General features: G+C 62.5%; 14 protein-coding genes. 7 read left to right on the forward strand and 7 right to left on the reverse strand.

Annotated elements, in window-relative coordinates; translation table 11 throughout:
* The first annotated feature begins 52 nt into the window (after nt 1–52).
* From AC5J09_RS02805 to AC5J09_RS02835, 7 genes are all read left to right on the forward strand, one after another.
* Nucleotides 53–3,268: a sensor domain-containing protein gene (locus AC5J09_RS02805; protein WP_494296822.1), complete on the forward strand. Its 3,216-nt coding sequence runs from the start codon at nt 53–55 to the stop codon at nt 3,266–3,268.
* Between the two features lie 188 nt (nt 3,269–3,456).
* Entirely contained in the window at nt 3,457–4,140 is a 684-nt protein-coding gene (locus AC5J09_RS02810) for a LuxR C-terminal-related transcriptional regulator (RefSeq protein WP_018096365.1), read from the forward strand.
* 177 nt (nt 4,141–4,317) lie between these two features.
* On the forward strand, nt 4,318–5,679 hold the full coding sequence (locus AC5J09_RS02815) for a CheR family methyltransferase (protein WP_494296823.1): 1,362 nt from the start codon (nt 4,318–4,320) through the stop codon (nt 5,677–5,679).
* Nucleotides 5,676–6,344, forward strand: coding sequence for a chemotaxis protein CheW (locus AC5J09_RS02820; protein ID WP_411927012.1), 669 nt, complete (start codon nt 5,676–5,678; stop codon nt 6,342–6,344). Before AC5J09_RS02815 ends, AC5J09_RS02820 begins: the two co-directional genes overlap by 4 nt.
* Complete coding sequence (locus AC5J09_RS02825; RefSeq protein ID WP_411927011.1) at nt 6,322–7,962, forward strand: methyl-accepting chemotaxis protein; 1,641 nt, start codon at nt 6,322–6,324, stop codon at nt 7,960–7,962. Before AC5J09_RS02820 ends, AC5J09_RS02825 begins: the two co-directional genes overlap by 23 nt.
* On the forward strand, nt 7,949–10,075 hold the full coding sequence (locus AC5J09_RS02830) for a hybrid sensor histidine kinase/response regulator (RefSeq protein ID WP_494296824.1): 2,127 nt from the start codon (nt 7,949–7,951) through the stop codon (nt 10,073–10,075). Before AC5J09_RS02825 ends, AC5J09_RS02830 begins: the two co-directional genes overlap by 14 nt.
* A gap of 9 nt (nt 10,076–10,084) precedes the next feature.
* A complete protein-coding gene (locus AC5J09_RS02835) occupies nt 10,085–11,125 on the forward strand; it encodes a chemotaxis protein CheB (RefSeq protein WP_494296826.1) in 1,041 nt (346 codons plus the stop codon).
* 80 nt (nt 11,126–11,205) lie between these two features.
* Here AC5J09_RS02835 and AC5J09_RS02840 read toward each other — a convergent pair whose 3' ends face one another.
* The 7 genes from AC5J09_RS02840 to cpaB all read right to left on the reverse strand — a co-directional run bounded on the left by AC5J09_RS02840 (nt 11,206) and on the right by cpaB (nt 18,236).
* Nucleotides 11,206–12,171: a type II secretion system F family protein gene (locus AC5J09_RS02840; protein ID WP_494296827.1), complete on the reverse strand. Its 966-nt coding sequence runs from the start codon at nt 12,169–12,171 to the stop codon at nt 11,206–11,208.
* 9 nt (nt 12,172–12,180) lie between these two features.
* A complete protein-coding gene (locus AC5J09_RS02845) occupies nt 12,181–13,182 on the reverse strand; it encodes a type II secretion system F family protein (protein ID WP_494296828.1) in 1,002 nt (333 codons plus the stop codon).
* 27 nt (nt 13,183–13,209) lie between these two features.
* Nucleotides 13,210–14,640: a TadA family conjugal transfer-associated ATPase gene (locus tag AC5J09_RS02850; protein ID WP_494296829.1), complete on the reverse strand. Its 1,431-nt coding sequence runs from the start codon at nt 14,638–14,640 to the stop codon at nt 13,210–13,212.
* A gap of 105 nt (nt 14,641–14,745) precedes the next feature.
* Nucleotides 14,746–14,922: a Flp family type IVb pilin gene (locus AC5J09_RS02855; RefSeq protein ID WP_494296830.1), complete on the reverse strand. Its 177-nt coding sequence runs from the start codon at nt 14,920–14,922 to the stop codon at nt 14,746–14,748.
* A gap of 335 nt (nt 14,923–15,257) precedes the next feature.
* Nucleotides 15,258–15,683: a TadE/TadG family type IV pilus assembly protein gene (locus AC5J09_RS02860; RefSeq protein ID WP_494296831.1), complete on the reverse strand. Its 426-nt coding sequence runs from the start codon at nt 15,681–15,683 to the stop codon at nt 15,258–15,260.
* Complete coding sequence (locus tag AC5J09_RS02865; RefSeq protein WP_494296832.1) at nt 15,680–17,422, reverse strand: AAA family ATPase; 1,743 nt, start codon at nt 17,420–17,422, stop codon at nt 15,680–15,682. Before AC5J09_RS02865 ends, AC5J09_RS02860 begins: the two co-directional genes overlap by 4 nt.
* A gap of 22 nt (nt 17,423–17,444) precedes the next feature.
* Nucleotides 17,445–18,236: a Flp pilus assembly protein CpaB gene (gene cpaB, locus AC5J09_RS02870; RefSeq protein WP_494296833.1), complete on the reverse strand. Its 792-nt coding sequence runs from the start codon at nt 18,234–18,236 to the stop codon at nt 17,445–17,447.
* Nucleotides 18,237–18,268: the final 32 nt, after the last annotated feature.

The raw sequence follows: 18,268 nt of genomic DNA on the forward strand, positions 1-18,268 counted from the left end.
GGGGGCTTTCTTCCAATGCGATACAGCGCCTCACCAATCTGAGTGTCGTGTCATGAACGCACCGACGCCCGAACCGCCCTCCCATAGGCCCCATGATCTCCTTCACCGGCTTATGGATGGCATTGCCGAAGCGGTGATCGTCAAGGACGATGCGTCACGGTTCGTCTTCATCAACGACGCGGCTTGCGAGCTTCTGGGCAAAGACCGGAACCAGCTCATCGGACGGACCGACCACGACATATTACCGGGGGAGCAGGCAGACAGGATCGTCTCGCTCGACAGGGTCGTGCTTTCGACAGGCGAAGGCCACGAGCTCGAAGAGCAAATCACGACGCCAGATGGGACACAGCGCACGCTCCTGACGAAAAAGCGGTGCGTGAGCATTCCCGCCGGTCCGACCGGGGAAAAGTTCGTGGTCGTGACGATCGTGGATATCACCGAACTGCGCAGGACCGAAGAGACTCTCCGGGCGAGCGAGGAGCACTATCGCTCTCTGGTTGACCTTCACCCGCAAGTTCCCTGGACCGCAAACACGGCGGGAGAGGTCCTGGAGGTTGGCCCGCGATGGAGCGAACTGACTGGTCTGGGCGAAAAAGAAACGCTCGGCAGTGGATGGGCCAAAGCCGTTCATCCGCAGGACGCGCAATCGTTGGAAGAGAAATGGCACCGCTCCCTGGCAAGCGGCGCACCATTCGACTGCGAATACAGGCTTTTGACCCGGACTGGCCATTATCGCTGGTTCCGCGCTCGCGCAGCCGCAAAGCGAGACGCGGATGGAAAAATCGTGCGCTGGTACGGCCTCCTGGAAGATATCGACGAAAGGCGACGCGCCGCCGACGCCTTGCGCGAAAGCGAGGCCCGCTTTCGAGCCATCGCTGACAACGCGCCCGTGATGATCTGGGTTGCCGACCCCACAGGCGACACGAGCTTCTTCAATCGCTTGTGGTTGGAAACGACGGGGCAAACAGAGGCCGAGGCGCTCGGTTTCGGTTGGGTCGACGTCATCCATCCCGATGATCGGCAGGCAGTCGAGGAAATATTCTTCAGGGCGACTGCGGGCAAGGAACCGGTGCACAGCGAGTACCGGTTGCGACGGGCCGATGGAAGCTGGGCATGGGTCATCGACGTCGGGCAACCGCGCTTCTCCGCCGACGGAACGTTCCTCGGTTATGTCGGGTCCGTTCTCGACATCACGGAACGGCGAGCCGCGGAGGTAGCTCAGCAGGAAGCTCAGGCGTTTATCAGAAGCATTTTTGACAGCAGTCCCGACTGTGTGCGCGTGCTCGACATGGAGGGACGGCCGCTGCTTATGAACGAGGCCGGGCGGCGTATCTTCGGACTGGATGAGGGTGCTCCGGTGACGGGGCAGACATGGGACTCCATCGGGCGAGCTTCCGACGCCGACAAGGTCGAGGCCGCCTGGGAAAGCGTCAGACGCGGGGAGACAGCGCGTTTCGAGATTTCCGTTCGGGATGCCGGCGGTGAAGAAAGATGCATGGACGTGATTTCGGCCCCGATCACGGACCATCGAGGAAAACCGTTCAGAATCCTGTCGCTCTGGCGCGACATTACCGATGCGAAGCGAGCAAGCGACGAAATCAGTCGTGCGCAAAGGCATGCCGAAGCCGCTGCCGACCAACTTTCTTCGGTACTCGAGAGCACTATGGACAGCGTCATGCTGCTCGACGCCGACTGGCGCGTGCGCTATCTCAACGAGAACGCTCGGAAGCTCCTGCAGGTCGGAGACGAGGCGCTGGGAAGAGTGTTCTGGAAGCTTTTCCCCGAAGAGGAAAAGGGGAGCTTCGCCAAGCATTGCCGCGAAGTGATGGACCGCCGGGTCCGCTCCTTTTTCGAGGACCATTTGTCGTCGCTCGGCCGGTGGGTCGAAGCGAATGCCTCCCCGACGCAAGACGGCATTTCCATTTTCTGCCGAGACATAACCGAGCGGCGTCGCGCAGAAGAGGACACGCTGCTGGCCCAAAAGCAGATCGCGCATATGGCCAGGCACGACATGCTTACGGGCCTCGCGAACCGGATGTTCTTCCGCGAATGCTTCGAGCAGGCGCTGAACGAGAGCAGCCATGCCCGTATGGCAGTGCTGTGCCTGGACCTTGACGGCTTCAAAGCCGTCAACGACACGCTCGGCCATCCCGCCGGCGACGCTTTACTGCGTCAGGTCTCTCAAAGGCTGATCCAATCCGTCAGAACCACGGAGACTGTCGCGCGCCTTGGGGGCGACGAATTCGCCATAATACAACCTTTGACGAAGTCACGTGACGAAGCGTTCCGCCTCGCACAGCGGATGATCGATACCCTTTCCGAACCCTTCAGCATCGAGGGCGTCGCCGCAACTGTGGGGACGAGCATAGGGATTGCCTTTGCGCCGGAAGACGGGACCTCTGCAGATGAGCTGATCAAGGCGGCCGACATCGCGCTCTACAGTGCGAAATCCAGCGGCCGCGGCACCTACAAGCTCTTCGACGTGGCGATGCATGCGCAGCTGCAAGCACACCAGCAGATGAAGATCGCAATGCGGGATGCGCTGGCGAGGGGAGAGTTCGAGCTGCATTATCAGCCGCTGGTGAGCCTGGAGTCGCGCTGCGTGAGCTGCTGCGAGGCGTTGCTGCGGTGGCGACACCCTCAACGGGGAATGATCGCGCCGGCCGAATTCATTCCGATTGCCGAAGAGACCGGCTTGATCGTTCCGATCGGCGAATGGATTTTGAGTGAGGCATGTGGACAAGCCGCGCGCTGGCCGGAACATGTGAGCGTCGCCGTAAACCTCTCCCCTGTCCAGTTCAAGCATCGCAACCTGGTGCGGGCCGTCGCCAACGCCCTTTCCGCCACTAGCCTTAATCCCGCTCGTCTGCAATTGGAGATCACCGAGACGGTTCTGCTGGATGAGAGCGAGCATAACCTCGAGCTGCTACAGGACCTGCGAAGGCTCGGCGTCAAGATCGCGATGGACGATTTCGGAACGGGTTATTCGTCACTCGGGTACCTGCGCAGCTTTCCCTTCGACAAGATCAAGGTCGATCAGGCCTTCGTCCGGGACCTGCCGCACGGCAAGGAGTCGCTTGCGATCGTCAAGGCCGTCGCCGGCCTTGGGCAGAGCCTTGGCATGACGACAACGGTCGAGGGTGTCGAAACGGAGGATCAGCTGGCGGTGGTGAATTCGGAAGGCTTCAATGAGGTGCAGGGTTACCTCTTTTCGCGCCCCCTGCCCGCCGCGGAAATCTCCAAGCTGATCGCAGCCGGTTCCCTCTAACTCGAATGGCGTAGTTTCCGAGCAGGGCAGGAATTAGCCCTACACGTCGCGCGGCGTGTGTGGCACAATCCAATTACTACTGCTCATTGATCGAAATGACGGGAACTCATTCGCCGAGACGATCGTTAGTTGCAAGTCGAGCCGGGTTCGGAAACCCGTGGCGTGAGCCAGCGAGCGGGGATAGCGTAATGAATGCCTCAGGCGTCGCACTTATTGCCGATGACGATGAATTCTTCAGGATTGCGCTTGGCTTCATTTTGAAGAGCAAATTGCGCTTTACCGAGATTATCGAGACCGGGTCACTCGACGAGGCGATCGAGAGGCTTTCCGAGCGCGAAGACGTCTCGCTGGCATTGTTCGATCTGGCGATGCCGGGCATGCAAAGCGTCGCCAGCCTTGCTGCCGTGCGCGACGTCCACCCGGATTTGAAAGTCGCGGTCGTTTCGGCATCGTCGCGCCGATCGGATATCCTCTCCGCCCTGACTGCAGGCATAAACGGTTATGTCCCCAAGGGCCTTGGCGCCACCGACCTCGCCGAAGCAGTTCGCGCCATTCTCAACGGAGCGGTCTATGTCCCTCCCTCCATTGCAGGCCGCGCCTCCCCTTCCGAAGCAGAGACGCCAGCGCCTGGCGCGGGAGACCAGAACGAACGCCGCCGTACAATCGAATTCCTTACGCCGAGGCAGCGCGAAGTCTTGCAGCTCCTTGTACAGGGGTTCTCGAACAAGGAAATCGCCCGCAAGCTGAAACTCGGCGAAGGCACCGTGAAGATCCACATGGCAGCATTATTCCGAAGCCTGCGGGTCAGGAACCGCCAGGAGGCGGCCGCGGCCGGGGCGCGCCTTTTGCCGATGACCGAAAACCGACAATAGTCCGCTTGGATAGGCCGCCCTCTAGGTCATCCGGACGAATAGCGCAAATACACGCCAGGACGTAGTGACGACAGCAGTCAATGTATGTGGAACGATAATGCGCCAGCCGGTTTTGACAGAGAGTTTCATCCCGACGCCGCTTCGCGCCTGTCCGGCACACGGACAACGAGGTGTCCAGTGAACAGGCGCCGCCCCTCGTTGGAGCTCGCTGAACAGGTTGCAGGCAAGATCGGCCTGAGCTTCTCGGCATCCCGGAAAGAAGCCGTCGCCACGGCGATAGAGCGGGTGATGGTGCGGCGCCGCATTGGCGAGGGCCGCTCGCTTCTCGACCGGCTGGGATTGGACGAGTATTTGACAGATGACGTGATCTCTGCGGTTACGGTCGCCGAGACGCATTTCTTCCGAGGACCCGAGCAATTCGAACTGATACGGCAGACAATTCTCCCGGAACTGCTGCGACGGCGGTCCGGGGGGCCTCCTCTGCGGTTCTGGAGCCTCGGCTGCGCGACGGGTGAGGAACCCTATTCCCTTGCCGTTCTCTGCGAAGAGGAGGGCCTCCTGAACGATGTCCGGATCGATGCAGCCGACATTTCGAGGAGGGTACTCGCCGCGGCCAAGGCTGCCGAATACGGCGAGTGGGCCTTGAGGAATACGGACCCGAGGCTGAGGCAACGTTACTTCACTTCGTGCGAGGGGCGTTTTCGACTGAACGAGCGATTGCGCCGGCAGGTTGACTTCGCTCATCTGAACCTCGGCACCGACGCGCTTCCGGCTCCGGAAAAGCGATTGGCTGACTTCGACTTGATCCTTTGCCGCAACGTGCTCGTCTATCTCGAGGCGAGCGCGGTGCGCCGCATCGCCCGTCAGCTTCTGGCCTGCCTTTCCGATGGCGGCTGGCTGCTGACGGCCCCGACCGACCCGCCCCTGTGGAAATACGCCCCCTTCGAGACGTCGATCACGCCCGCGGGCATTGTCTACCGCCGCATCATGGCTCCGGACGCACGTAAGAGCCCGACCGCGTGCCTCGCTCCCGTTCGGCGCCAGACCGGCAACCCGGCCGCGTGCGTTCCGCCCGCCCGGGCTCGCGCCGCGGCCTCGCGAGAAACGACCGGCGACGATACGGCCAAGGCCATCGCGCGGCAAATCCGATCGCGTTTCGACCTGGGTGAGCCCCTTGAGGCAGCGCGCCTTGCCGCGCGAGCGATCGAGAGGCATCCGCTATCCGCGGAACTGCACTTCCTCGAAGGTGTCTCCCGGATGGCCAGCGGCGAGACCGACGCGGCGACGGCGGCACTCCGGCGGGTGGCCTATCTCGACGGCAAACTGGCGGCTGCACAGTTCTTCCTCGGTGTCTGCCTCAAGGACAGCGATCCGCAGGCGGCCCTGCGCGCCCTCGAAAATGCGCTCTCGTCCTGCCTCTCTCGTTCGCCGCGCGAACACGTTGCGTTGATGCCCGAGGCGACGGCCGGACATCTGGCGCAGCGCGCACGGCGAGAGATCGCCACGATACGCCAACATCTCGGGAGCGAAGCCGGATGAAGACACCTTCCCGCCCCCCCGCCCGTCCGCTCGACTGGACCGCCGTCAGAAGCCGTATGGCAGCCGCGATAGAACAGACGGAGGCGCTTCTGGAAGCGGTACAACAGGATTCGGAAGCGCAATACGTGCAACGATCACCCCGCGTGGCCGTTGACGTATCCGCCGGGCAAAGCGAAGAACAGGCCGTCGATCTCGTGATCTTCGTGCTGGGGGATCGGCAGTTTGCCCTGGAGATCCGCTTCGTTTGCGAAATCGTTTCGAGGGCACGCGTCACCCCGCTCCCCGGAATGCCCCCGCATGCCTGTGGCGTTTACGACCTGCGCGGTCAGCTGCTTCCCGTATTCGATCTGCGCGGACCGCTGGATCTCCCGCAACTGGCCGGCATCGCCAATGACTGGGCGATCGTGTGCGGGCGGGAACGGCCCGAATTCCTGATCCTTTCCGAAGCCGCTCCAGAAATATCGACGCTCCCGCTGGAGGAAATTCGCGCAGCGGAGCCCGCTGCGGGCATAGCTTGGCACTGGGCGACGACGAAAGCCGGGGCGGTCATTCTCGACGGCCGACTGCTTTTGGAGGATCGCCGCTTCTTTCTTGATGATGGGCAGATCACCGCCAGCGACGAGACGGAAAGGACCGAGTTTCATGAGTCCCCGACCAGCAAATAGCCTCTATGGCGCATTGGGGTTGGCAATGCTCCTATTCTTAGCAGCATCGGCGCTGCTCGTCGGGTCCAGTTTCATTGCTCTGGAACGCGTCCAGGCGGATCTTGCGGCGACGTCCTCGCTCGGCAAGGAACGGCTGGCCTACCAGATGATCTACACGGCCAGTCACCTGGAACGAGCCGAGGGTCCGGCTCGGGCCGCTGTTGCCGACGAACTGCGCCGCTTGATGGATCGCAATGAGCGGCTTCTTGCAAGTCTGGCGAATAGCGAAGAAGGGATCGGACTGGCGGCAGCGAACGAACCTGCTGCCCTCACGCAGCTCGAACAAGCCCGCCAACTATGGCGGGATGAAATCAGGCCCGCTCTGGAAAGCGCCATGGCCAGCGCACCGCTCAGCCGCGGCGCGCTGGACGAGCTGGATCCGGAGATCAGAGCGTTTGCGGCGCGTCTGGACGGATTGATCAGCCGCATCGAACAGGCCGGAGCCACCCGGCTTCAGCGCTCCCAATTGCTGCAGTTCGGTTTTTCGGCTCTCGCCCTGCTGGTGCTCCTTCAGGTGCTGAGGGTCGGGCGCCGTCTGGCCCGCCGCACGCGCGCGCTCGCGGTGCTGGCGGAAAAGGTCAGCGCCGGTGACCTGGCGCAGAAGGCGTCGGTCGACGGCAGCGACGAGCTCGCAGTTCTCGGCGCCTCCTTCAATGCGATGACAGAGAGGCTTGCCGGTATGATCGACAACGAGCGGGGCAGCAGGGAGAGGCTCGAGAAGTTGCTCGCCACGATTTCGGAAACGGCGCAACACCTCTCATCGTCAGCTGCCGAGATTCTCGCCGGCACCACGCAACAGGTCGAAGGCATGCGCGAGCAGTCCTCGGCCGTTGCCCAGACGGTCACGAGCGTCGATGAGGTATTGCAGACTTCAGAACAGGCGGCGCAGCGCGCGCAGCAGGTTGCCGCCTCCTACGACAACGCCGTCAAGATCAGCAATGAGGGCCGCAGAGCGCTGGACGACACGGTGCAGGTAATGAATGCCGTCAGCGCGCGGACGGAAACGATTGCTGCGGATATTCTCTCGCTTGCGGAAAACAGCCTCGAGATCGGCGAAATCGTGTCGGTCGTTGCCGAGATCGCGGACCAGACGAACCTCCTGGCATTGAATGCTGCGATCGAGGCATCGCGCGCCGGCGAACACGGCAGGGGCTTCAATGTCGTCGCCAGCGAGATCCGGACGCTTGCCGACCAGTCGAAGGCTGCGACCACCAGGGTCCGCCGCATCCTCATGGAAATCCAGAAATCGACAAACTCCGCGGTCATCGGCGCCGAGGATGGATCCAAGAGCGTCAGCCGTGCGCTCGAGACGGTCAGCGAAGCGGGCGAGACCATCCGGCAATTGGAGGCGATCGTAGACGATTCCGCGCGATCGGTCGCTCAGATCGCCGCGTCGGCGGGTCAGCAGCGCGCCGGCATGAAGCAGATTCACGAAGCGATGCATTACATCGAACAGACCAGCAGCCAGAACCTCTCGGCGATACGGCAGGCCGAGGAGGCCGCGAAGGACTTGAACGAACTCGGCTCAAGGCTGAAGGAAATGCTCACCGACCACGGCAGCGAACATGATAACACCTGAAGAACTCGACCCCGGCTTATTGACCATGTTCACTCAGGAGGTGCGGGAACGTGCGTCGGAGATGGAGAACGCCGTGCTGGCAATTGAGGCGTCCGGCGATGCGGATCGGAAACGGCATCTGCAGGAACAGCTTCTAAGGGTGGCGCATAGCCTCAAGGGTGCCGCCGGCCTGCTTCAGGTGCGCGGCGTGGAAACGATTTGTCACTGGATGGAGGAAATTCTCTCGATCGCTGCGAATGAACGGCTTGTGCTCGAAAGATCGAGGCTGGACCTGCTGCTGTCGGCTGCGGACGCAATCAGGGACGCGGCCAATCTGCTTGAGGGCGGCGAGATCCCCTCTCCCGCGCATGGCGAGGACGTGGTCGAAAAGCTGAAGTCCATCGCAAGCGCGGGTTCCGATGACGGCATGAAAGAAGCGCACCACCATCCGCCCTTGCCTGAGCCGGAGATCGCCATTCGCACCACCGACACCGACGGTTCCATGCGCGTCTCCGCCGCGCGCCTCGATGCACTCCTTTACAGGAGCGGTGAGATGCTCACCTTCAATGGCGTCATGCGGCGTCATGCCGAGCAGGCCTCTTCGCTGCGCGAGGAAGCAAGGAAAATGCGCGCACCGGGCTCTGACCCCACCGGGCAGGTGGCGAGTGTCGAAAGCGGCCTGCGTCAGCTTGCGGCATTCCTTCGCCAGGATGTTCGCCTGATGCAAAGTGCGGTGACCGCACTCGACGAAGAGATCAGGCTAGCGCGCACACAGCCCTTTGCGGAGGCGTGCAAGGGCCTTGGCCGAATTGTCCGGGACGTGGCGGCGGCATCGGGGAAACGGGCAGAACTGGAGATCAGGGGCGGAGAGATCGAAGTCGATCGCTCCGTCATTTCAGCGCTGCAGGATTCGCTGCGCCATCTCGTCCGCAACGCCGTTGCGCATGGAATCCAGACGCCGGAAGAGCGTCGGGCGGCAGGACAGCCGGAAACGGGCAGCATCCTGGTTTCGGCCGCCATGCGCGGAAACCGGATGGAGGTTCGTGTCGAAGACGACGGCCGCGGCCTGAATTTGGCTTTGCTGAGTGCGGCGACAGGCGAAAGCCCTCAAAACAGGCAACCCGAAGCGGATCTCCTGCGGCGTGTCTTCGAGCCGGGCGTCTCCACCTCGGCGACCGTCACCAGCCTCTCAGGGCGCGGCATAGGTCTCGACATCGTGAAAAGCAATGTGGAAAAGCTACGCGGCGCGGTCGACGTTTCGCAGGTACCGACCGGCGGTGCTGCCTTTACCCTCACCCTGCCTCTGACCCTTGCAACGGTTCGTGTTCTGGAAGTCCTTGCAGGAGGACATGTGTTCACGATCGACACCACGTCCGTCCAGCGCGTCATCCGGATCGGCCGGGGGGACTTCACGCTGGTGGAGGACAGGGATTTCGTCCGTACCCCCGCCGGTCCGATGCCCTTCGTCGATCTTTCGCTTTGGCTCCGCCTCCAGCCGAACCGGAGCGACGCGAGCGAAACCATCCCAGCAGTGGTTGTCGACTCGCCGGGCGGGCCCATGGCAGTGCTCGTCGACGAAATCACCGGGGAACAGGAACTGCTCACACGATCGCTCGGTCCGCGCCTGGCAAATGTCCGGCGTTACAGCGGTGGAATGGTGCTCCCCGACGGGCGCATCGCCCTCCTCCTGAACGTCGCAGCCCTCGCCGAAGCTGCAGCCGAGGTGCGGCCTCGCAAGAGCGTCGTCGGGCGCCGGCCCGTTGCGGCCGCTCGTCGGAAGGTCCTTGTCGTCGACGATTCGAAATATGTTCGAACGTTGGTGAAGCTCATACTGGAGGGCGCAGGATACGATGTGACGATGGCGACCGACGGCACGGAAGCGATGAAGCAGCTTCGCGACCATGGAGCCGACGTAGTCGTAGCCGACGTCGATATGCCGTCCATGAATGGCTTCGAGCTGACCCGGGCCATTCGCCAGTCTGACCGTCTTACCGGCACGCCCGTCGTACTCGTCACCGGGCGGGAGTCCCTTGAAGACAAGTTGAAGGGACTGCGCGCCGGCGCAAACGCTTACCTGAGGAAGGATCAGTTCGATGCGCACGACTTCCTGGAAACAATGCGGCAGGTCGTTTGAGGGAAGAGGATGGTACGCATTCTTCTCGCGACATCCACGCACGAGCTTGAAGATCTCGTAAAGAGGGCGATCGAGAGGGACGCCTCCGCGGAGCTCGTCCTGATCGCAAGAAGCGGGAGAGACGCCGTTAGAATGACCGGCGAACTCCTGCCGGACATTGTCGCCCTGGAACTTAGCCCTTCGGGGGATGACAGCGCAGAAACCGTCAGGGAGATAATGATCGCGGCACCGACGCCGGTCGTTTTGCTCTCACATAAGGACGGCTCGCAGCTCGGGACCATTTCGGCGCGGGCGCTCGAAGCGGGCGCTCTCGCGGTCATCCCGGCGCCGGCCGCCCACGGCATGCCGCTCGAACAGCCGGCAATCGAAAAGTTTCTCTCTACGATCAAGGCCATGTCGCAGGTAAAGGTCGTCCGGCAATGGCGCCAGAAAGCCCGCGGAGATCGCGCAGCCAAAGACCAACCGCCAGCGGCAGGGACACCGATCGGAATCGTGGCCATCGTGGCCTCGACCGGTGGGCCGGCGGCGATCCGTTCGATACTCAGAGACCTCTCAGCCGATTTCCCGGTGCCGATCCTCATCGTCCAGCACATGTCGACCGGCTTCATCGACGGCGTTGCCGCCTCTCTCGACGCGACCGTGCCGCTCCAGGTGAAGATCGCCAGGAATGGAGAGCTTCTCAAACCCGGCACCGTCTACCTCGCACCGGACAATTATCAGCTCGGGGTCTCGGGCAGATCGCGCCTACGCGTCTCGGACGATGCTCCGCTCAACGGCTTCAAGCCGTCCGGATCCTACCTCTTCGGTTCGATCGCCCGCGCCTTCAAGGGGGAGTCGCTCGCGGTGATCCTCACCGGAATGGGCGATGACGGGACGGAGGGCCTTCGGGCGCTGCGCATGGCGGGCGGCAAGGCGATCGCGCAGGACGAGAAGAGTTCGGTGGTCTTCGGCATGCCGAAGTCGGCGATCGGTGCCGGCCTCGTGGACCTGGTGCTGCCGCTGGAAAGCATAGCCGAGAACATCGCTGCCATCGCCCGGGGACGGGACTAGATCGGGAGGAGTAAACAAGGACATGAACGTTGTGGGGCCCACGCGTCGGACTTGACGCGCAGGCGCCACACCGCCCCCCTCTAGGTGTTCATTATCTGAATAACCGCCGGTGTAATGATCACCGCAAAGAGCACGGGCAGGAAGAACAGGATCATCGGCACGGTGAGCTTGGGCGGGAGAGCGGCCGCTCTTTTCTCGGCCTCGCTCATGCGCATGTCCCGGTTCTCCTGTGCCATCACGCGTAACGCCTGACCAAGCGGCGTGCCGTATTTTTCCGCCTGGATGAGGCTGGTGACGACGGCGCGCACGCCCTCCACTCCGGTTCTCTGCCCAAGGTTCTCGAACGCCTGCCGCCGGTCCTGCAGGTAGGAAAGCTCCGCCGTCGTCAGCAGGATCTCCTCCGCAGTTTCCGGCGATTGCGTGCCGACCTCCTCGCCAACCTTGCGGAAGGCGCTTTCGATTCCCATGCCGGCTTCGACGGTGATCAACAGCAGGTCCAGCGCCTCCGGCCAAGAACGCCGGATCGACTGCTGCCGCTTGGTGATCCTGTTCCTGATGAAGATCGCGGGAGCGAAATATCCGAACGCGCCCATGGCGGCGGCCATCGCCACCACCAGAAGCAGCGGCGCTTCCGGACGGACGACCAACAGGATGTAAAGCAAGCAGGCCGTGAAGATGGCAACCGGCGCAATCAGCCGGAAGGCAAGGAAGGCCGTCACCGCGGCATGGCCCCGATAGCCCGCCATGCTCAACTTGCGAACGATCTCGCCGTCCTCCGCCTGCTTGGCAAGACGGAAGCGGTCGACGATCGCCTGAAAGAGGCGCTTGGGTTCCACACGCAAGGATACCTTGCTCTTCTCCTCCAGTCGGGCGCGTTCGCGCTGGCGGATACGCTCGCGTTCGCCCTCCACTTTTCGCATGCGATCCGACAGTGTGTCCCGGAAGACGTACGGCCAGGAAACGACGACGACCGCTGAAAAGGCGGAGAAGCCGGCCATCACGGCCGCCAACTGTTCCGGGTCTGGGATATGGATACCAAGGTTCATCTCAAGTTCTCAGAAGTCGAAGTTGATCATCTTGCGCATGACGAGGATACCGATGCCCATCCACAGGCCGCAGCCAACGAGGACGACCTTGCCGATCATCGTCGTGAACAGGAGCGCCATGTAGTCCGGGCTCATGAAATAAACGGCGCTCGCGACGAGAAACGGCAAGGCACCTATGATGCCTGCAGAAGACTTCGCCTCCGAACTCATCGCCTTGATCTTGCCCTTCATCTTCTTGCGCTCCCGCAGCACCTTGGAGAGATTCCCGAGCGCTTCAGAAAGACTGCCGCCGGTGCGGCTCTGAATGGCGACGACGATGGCAAAGAAGTTGGCTTCGGCAAGCGGCATGCGTTCGCTCATGCGCTTCACGGCCTCGTCCACCGGGATTCCCAGCGTCTGGTCCTGAACGATCGCGAGGAACTCGCCCTTGACCGGCTCCTGCGCTTCCATGGCAATGACCCTCAGGCAATCCGGCATCGGCAGGCCTGCCTTTAGTCCTCTGACGATGACGTCTACGGCATTCGGAAACTCGGCAGCGAACCGCGCAAAGCGCGCATTGCGCTTGATGTTCACATAGAGGTGCGGCAGGAGCAGCCCGCCAGCGATGGCGAAACCGACCGACACCATCGGGCCCAGGCCAAGCAGCAGCAGCATCGCGGCCCAGGTGACCAGCGCAGTGCCGGCACAGACGAGAAAATAGGCCCTGCGGGACCAATGAAGGCCGGACTGACGGAGCCTGGCCGAAAGCGTCACCTTGCCTTTGCGCGCATTCGCCTGGCGCTTCTCCTCAATCTCGCGCAGTGTCTTTTCCACCGAGCGACGCCGGTCGCGGCCCTCCGTCTCGGCTGGCTCGCTTCGCTTGTCTTCCGTCCGCGCCGAAATGCGCTCGAACCTCTGGCGATAGGCGCTTGCCTTCGAGACACGCGGATAGAAAGCAGCCACCATAACGCCGCCGATGCTGGTGGACGCCAGGAGGAAGACGAAGGCGGGAAACAGCAAAGAAGTCACCATCTGTTTTGGCCCTGTGTCAGCGTTTCGTCAGGCGGCGGCCTTCATCTCCGCCGCGTCGAGGGCCGCGGCAAGCCGGGCCTCTTCGCCGTAATAGCGTGCACGATCCCAGAATGCCGGGCGACCTATGCCCGTCGAACGGTGTCTTCCGACGATTTTTCCCTTCTCGTCTTCGCCGAGGATGTCGTAGACGAAGAGATCCTGTGTCGTGACCACGTCGCCCTCCATGCCGAGCACTTCGGTGATGTGGGTGATCCGGCGCGAACCATCGCGAAGGCGCGCTGCCTGCACGATCACGTCGACCGACGAGACGAGCATCTCCCGGATCGTCTTGGCCGGCAGGGAGCTCCCGCCCATGGTGATCATCGCCTCGACGCGCGCCATCGCTTCGCGCGGAGAGTTGGCGTGGAGCGTTCCCATCGAACCGTCGTGACCGGTGTTCATCGCCTGCAGGAGGTCGAAGGCCTCGGGCCCGCGGACCTCGCCGACAATGATCCGCTCGGGCCGCATGCGCAGGCAGTTCTTCACGAGGTTGCGCATGGTGATCTCGCCCTGCCCCTCGATGTTCGGCGGCCGCGTTTCGAGGCGCACGACATGCGGTTGCTGCAGTTGAAGCTCCGCCGCATCCTCGCAGGTGATGACGCGCTCGCCGTGCTCTATATAACCGGTTAGGCAGTTCAGAAGCGTTGTCTTGCCTGAGCCGGTACCGCCGGAAATGAGGACGTTGCAGCGCACGCGTCCGATGATCTTGAGTACCTCGGCGCCCTCAGGCGAAATCGAGCCGAACCGGACCAGCTGGTCGAGGGTCAGCTTTTCCTTCTTGAACTTGCGGATCGTCAGCGTGGGGCCGTCGATTGCCAGGGGAGGCGCGATCACGTTGACACGGGAACCGTCGCCCAGACGCGCGTCGCAGATGGGGCTCGATTCGTCGACGCGCCGGCCAACCTGGCTGACGATGCGCTGGCAGATATTGAGTAGCTGCTCGTTGTCGCGAAAACGGATTCCCGTCTCCTGCACGCGGCCATTCACCTCGATGAAGACCTGGTTTGCGCCATTGACCATGATGTCGGCGATGTCGTCGCGTGCGAGCAGGGGCTCGAGCGGGCCGTACCCCAGGATGTCGTTGCAGATGTCGCTGAGAAGCTCGTTCTGCTCGGCCATCGAAATGCCGGCCTTCTTGGCCGCGACGATGTCGTTGATAATCGCGCCGATCTCCTTGCGCGCCTGCTCGCCATCCATATTGGCGAGTGCTGCAACGTCGATCGTCGCGATGAGGGCGCTGAAGATTTCCTTCTTCAAGCTGTAATATTGTTCGCCCTTCTCGGGTTTTGCGGTTGCCGGAACCTGGGTCGGCTTTCCAGCTTGGACAGGGGCGTGCACGGCCTCCGGTTCGTTTTCGACCACGGGCTGGACGGCTGCGTCAATTGTCCGTTCTTCCGAAATGGATTTCTTGCCGAACATCGTTGTCGCTTTGCTCCCGAGATTAAAAAGTTAAAGACCATTTGAATGCGAAAGCGGAAGGCTATGCCTTCCGCTTCCCTGGCCACCAATGCGTTGCCGAGAGCGTCAGCCTGCCACACCAGTGAGCGCCGTACCGATGGCGTTGAATCTGGTGGTCAACCCCGTGCCTATTGTCCCCATAACGGTGATGAGCACGACAGAGATCAGGCCAGCGATCAGGCCGTATTCGATGGCGGTGGCGCCGGATTCGTTGCGAGCAAAATGCGCGAGAAGATTTTTCATGGTTCGGTCCTTCAATGGGTTGGAGAAAGTGCCGAAACCAGGTTCGGCGTCACAGGGTTGGGCCGGGTTCTGCCTCGTGTCCCGCTTGCTGTGTGGCTCTTATATAGACTTTGTTAACCCTCTTGATCCATTCAGCCTGATGGCCGAGCCGGCGGAGCAAATGGCTCGTCCGGTTGGTCTAGTCCGATCGCCGAAACCGCAATCTGCTTCAGCTTTTTACTGCGGCACGCCGCGGTTCACGGGTTGTTCGGAGACCGATGCACCCGTATCCGAATAGCGATGGCCGCAGCCAATCGGGTCGTTGCAACCGCCCCGGGCCGCCCATGGAAATCCGGTCAACCGATCGGGATGCGCCGCGACAGGTTGAGGCTGACGGGGCTTTCGGCGAGACCGGGGACGACGAAGGTAAAGGGATAGCGGATCGACAGCACGCGGAAGGCTATGCCGTCCACCGTCTCCTTGCTGACGGCGATAGTGAGCAGCCTCGGGTCGCCGCTGTGAAAGCTCTCGCGCACCGCCCCAGCCAGCTTGGTCAGTGCTTCGCTGTCCGTAGCATCGCGGGCGATCTGTCCGATCAGCACCCGGCGGGCAGCAACATCGACGGCGTGCGACAGCTCGTTGCGCATGTAAAAGGCGCGGCCGAACTCGAGGATGCCGAAGACGAGCAGCAGCAAAGGCAGGCAGACGAGCGCGAATTCCACCGCCGTAGCGCCTGACTGACTGCGCAACAGGCGGCGAAGGATGGCGGGCGGAGCCCTCATTGGACTTGCACCTGCATGGAGGATCCGAGCTCGAATACGGGAAGTACCGCCGGCAGGGACATCGGCCGATAGGACTTTGCAGCCGCGAGCCGATAATACACGAATTGCGGTTTCGCGTTCGCGCAGGTCACCGTTCCACATTGCGGCGCGGCCTCAGGGGCGACATCGGCATTTTCCGGGCAGGCGCAGTAGCGCTTCACTGCCGGCAGCGTGGCACTCGCCAGACGCGGGCTCTGGGCCAGGGTGGAAACGAGCACCTTTTGGACCTGCGCCGCGCCGGGATCGGCCAGGGCTGCCTGCGCACCGGCGCGCAGGACATGGTCGATCGTCATCCGCTCGTTGATCGCAAGACCGAGATCGGCCGTCGCCACGAGACCGAGAGCGAGGACCGGCGCGATCAGCGCGAATTCGACCGCTGAAGCACCGGCCTCGGAGGTCTTCAATTCGCTGGCCTTCTTGCTCAGCAAGGATGACGCCTTCGGTTTGCCGCGCTTCAACACTTTCTGCAGCAACGCCTTTAGCCCTTTTTGGCGGATTCGTCGCTCACGCGTCCCGCCGACCCGCCAGGCAAGCGCAATGATGGCCTTCCCGGCCTTGGAATCGGGCGCCGACTCGATAATCAGCCGGCCATTATTGGCCGCAGCGCCGAAGAGGGACGGGTCGAATGACAGCGAGACGCTTTCGTCAAGGCCTACGGCCGCCAGAAAATCCTTCTGTTTGATTTCCTGCAGCTTCGGGGTGCCGACCTTGTTGAGCACCAGACGGGGCGGCGGATCGTTGGGTCGCGCCTTCTTCAGGAAATCGATCAGGTTCTTGGCATTGCGCATGCAGGCAAGATCCGGCGTCGCGGTCACGACGATTTCGTCGGCCTCGAGCAGAACCTTCCGGGTCCACTGCGTGAGGATATGCGGCAGGTCGACGACAACATGCCATGAGCTCGAACGAGCGACGTCGAGGAGATGATCGACATCCTCCTCACGCAGATTGATGAACTTGTCTAGTTCCGTGGTTGCCGGAAGCAGGTGCAGGCGATCCGTGTAGCTCACCGTCAGGCGTCGCAGCAGCACGTCGTCCAGCCGATCGGGGCTCTGGAGCACATCCACCATGCCGTACTTTGCTTCGATATCGAAGTTCAGGCCGAGCGTACCGGACTGAAGGTCGAGATCCGCCAGAAGAACATCGGCATCCACCCGCTTGGACATGGCGTAGGCAACATTGTGTGCGAGTGTCGAGGAGCCGGTTCCGCCCTTCGCGCCGACGAATGCAACGATGCGCCCCAGTTTCTCCTCGGTGGAATCGCGAAAGCAGCGGTGTACCGCCGCAACGAAATCCATCGTCTCGAGCGGCATGACGAGGTAGTCGCTGACACCCGCGTCCAGAAGCTTCTTGTAGAGTCCCACATCGTTGGAGCGGCCGATGACGATGACCTTGGTGCCGGTGACGCACTCCATTGCCAGCGTTTCCAGGGCCTGCATCAGGCAGGCTTCGCTTTCCTCGCTCTCCACCACGACCAGATTCGGCGATGTGACGCCGCCATAGAGCGCCGACGCCTCTTTGATCCCGCCGGCCTTCACGGTCACGCTGGCACGCGCCATTCGCCGATCGATCGCCGCCGTTGCGACGGCATCTCTTACCGATTCCGACTGGCAGAAGATTGCGATGTCCACCTTCGGAATGGGCAGCAGCGGGGGAGCCGTGGCTGGCAGCGGCGATTCTTTGATTTCGTCAGGCTGTTTCATCGTCAAGGGTTCCGTAAATGGATCAGCTGCCGTCGGAACGGGAGGGAACCTCCACCATCGACATGCGTCCGCCGTTGAAGAAGCGCACCACGCCGCGTCTGGTTCCCTCGGACTCGACGACAGAGGCCTCGTGGTTGTCGGTGATCGCACGAAGTGCGAGCGAGACGGTGCCGGAAGCCTCGGCGGCCGCGACGGCTGCGATCTGTTCCGGATCCACTTCCAGCGTCGCGGTCTTGCCGATGACCGAGGTTCCATCGGCTGCCTGCGAGACGGTCTGATCGACTGCAAGGACGCGAATATTGGACAGGATCGCGCGGCTGACGACCTTGCCGGCGTCGCCGGAGGCGTCCGGGCGGGCGGCGGTGTGAACCACGTCGACGTGATCGTTCGGCAGGATAAATCCGCCGGCCGTGCTTTCGGCCGTGACGCGAACCGCGATCGCCCGCTTTCCCGAAGGCAGAAGACTCGACAGGTAACCCGTGCCGCGCTGCGCCAGCTTGTCTTCGCGGATGGGCTCACCCGCAACGAAGTCGCTCAGGGCCAGAGAACCTTTTAGCGCTGTCGTCGCGTCCGGGCTGGAGCTGCGGCTTATGAAGACAGGGGGAATTTCGCCCTCCCAGGGCTGCCAGCGCAGGTGGCTCTCGTCGATCGCCGCACCGCGCTTGAGCTCTGCGGCGGCCACGAGCACCTCCTGCGAAGGCGCTTCCCGAACCTCAGCAACCTCGACCGCGGGCTCGTCGCCGACGCCGAGCGCCAGCCAGAAGGCGGCTCCACCGGATGCCAGTGCGAGCAGAAGAATGACGATACGGATCATGGATTAAACCTCGTCTTGCGCAAGCGGACCGT

The organism is Sinorhizobium sp. (genome assembly GCF_059070375.1).

What these genes read in the sequence shown, in the direction of transcription:
- AC5J09_RS02805 (WP_494296822.1), top strand. Translation starts at nt 53, where the DNA reads ATGAACGCACCGACGCCCGAACCGCCCTCCCATAGGCCCCATGATCTC.
- AC5J09_RS02810 (WP_018096365.1), top strand. Translation starts at nt 3,457, where the DNA reads ATGAATGCCTCAGGCGTCGCACTTATTGCCGATGACGATGAATTCTTC.
- AC5J09_RS02820 (WP_411927012.1), top strand. Translation starts at nt 5,676, where the DNA reads ATGAAGACACCTTCCCGCCCCCCCGCCCGTCCGCTCGACTGGACCGCC.
- AC5J09_RS02825 (WP_411927011.1), top strand. Translation starts at nt 6,322, where the DNA reads ATGAGTCCCCGACCAGCAAATAGCCTCTATGGCGCATTGGGGTTGGCA.
- AC5J09_RS02830 (WP_494296824.1), top strand. Translation starts at nt 7,949, where the DNA reads ATGATAACACCTGAAGAACTCGACCCCGGCTTATTGACCATGTTCACT.
- AC5J09_RS02835 (WP_494296826.1), top strand. Translation starts at nt 10,085, where the DNA reads ATGGTACGCATTCTTCTCGCGACATCCACGCACGAGCTTGAAGATCTC.
- AC5J09_RS02840 (WP_494296827.1), bottom strand. Translation starts at nt 12,171, where the DNA reads ATGAACCTTGGTATCCATATCCCAGACCCGGAACAGTTGGCGGCCGTG.
- AC5J09_RS02845 (WP_494296828.1), bottom strand. Translation starts at nt 13,182, where the DNA reads ATGGTGACTTCTTTGCTGTTTCCCGCCTTCGTCTTCCTCCTGGCGTCC.
- AC5J09_RS02850 (WP_494296829.1), bottom strand. Translation starts at nt 14,640, where the DNA reads ATGTTCGGCAAGAAATCCATTTCGGAAGAACGGACAATTGACGCAGCC.
- AC5J09_RS02855 (WP_494296830.1), bottom strand. Translation starts at nt 14,922, where the DNA reads ATGAAAAATCTTCTCGCGCATTTTGCTCGCAACGAATCCGGCGCCACC.
- AC5J09_RS02860 (WP_494296831.1), bottom strand. Translation starts at nt 15,683, where the DNA reads ATGAGGGCTCCGCCCGCCATCCTTCGCCGCCTGTTGCGCAGTCAGTCA.
- AC5J09_RS02865 (WP_494296832.1), bottom strand. Translation starts at nt 17,422, where the DNA reads ATGAAACAGCCTGACGAAATCAAAGAATCGCCGCTGCCAGCCACGGCT.
- cpaB (WP_494296833.1), bottom strand. Translation starts at nt 18,236, where the DNA reads ATGATCCGTATCGTCATTCTTCTGCTCGCACTGGCATCCGGTGGAGCC.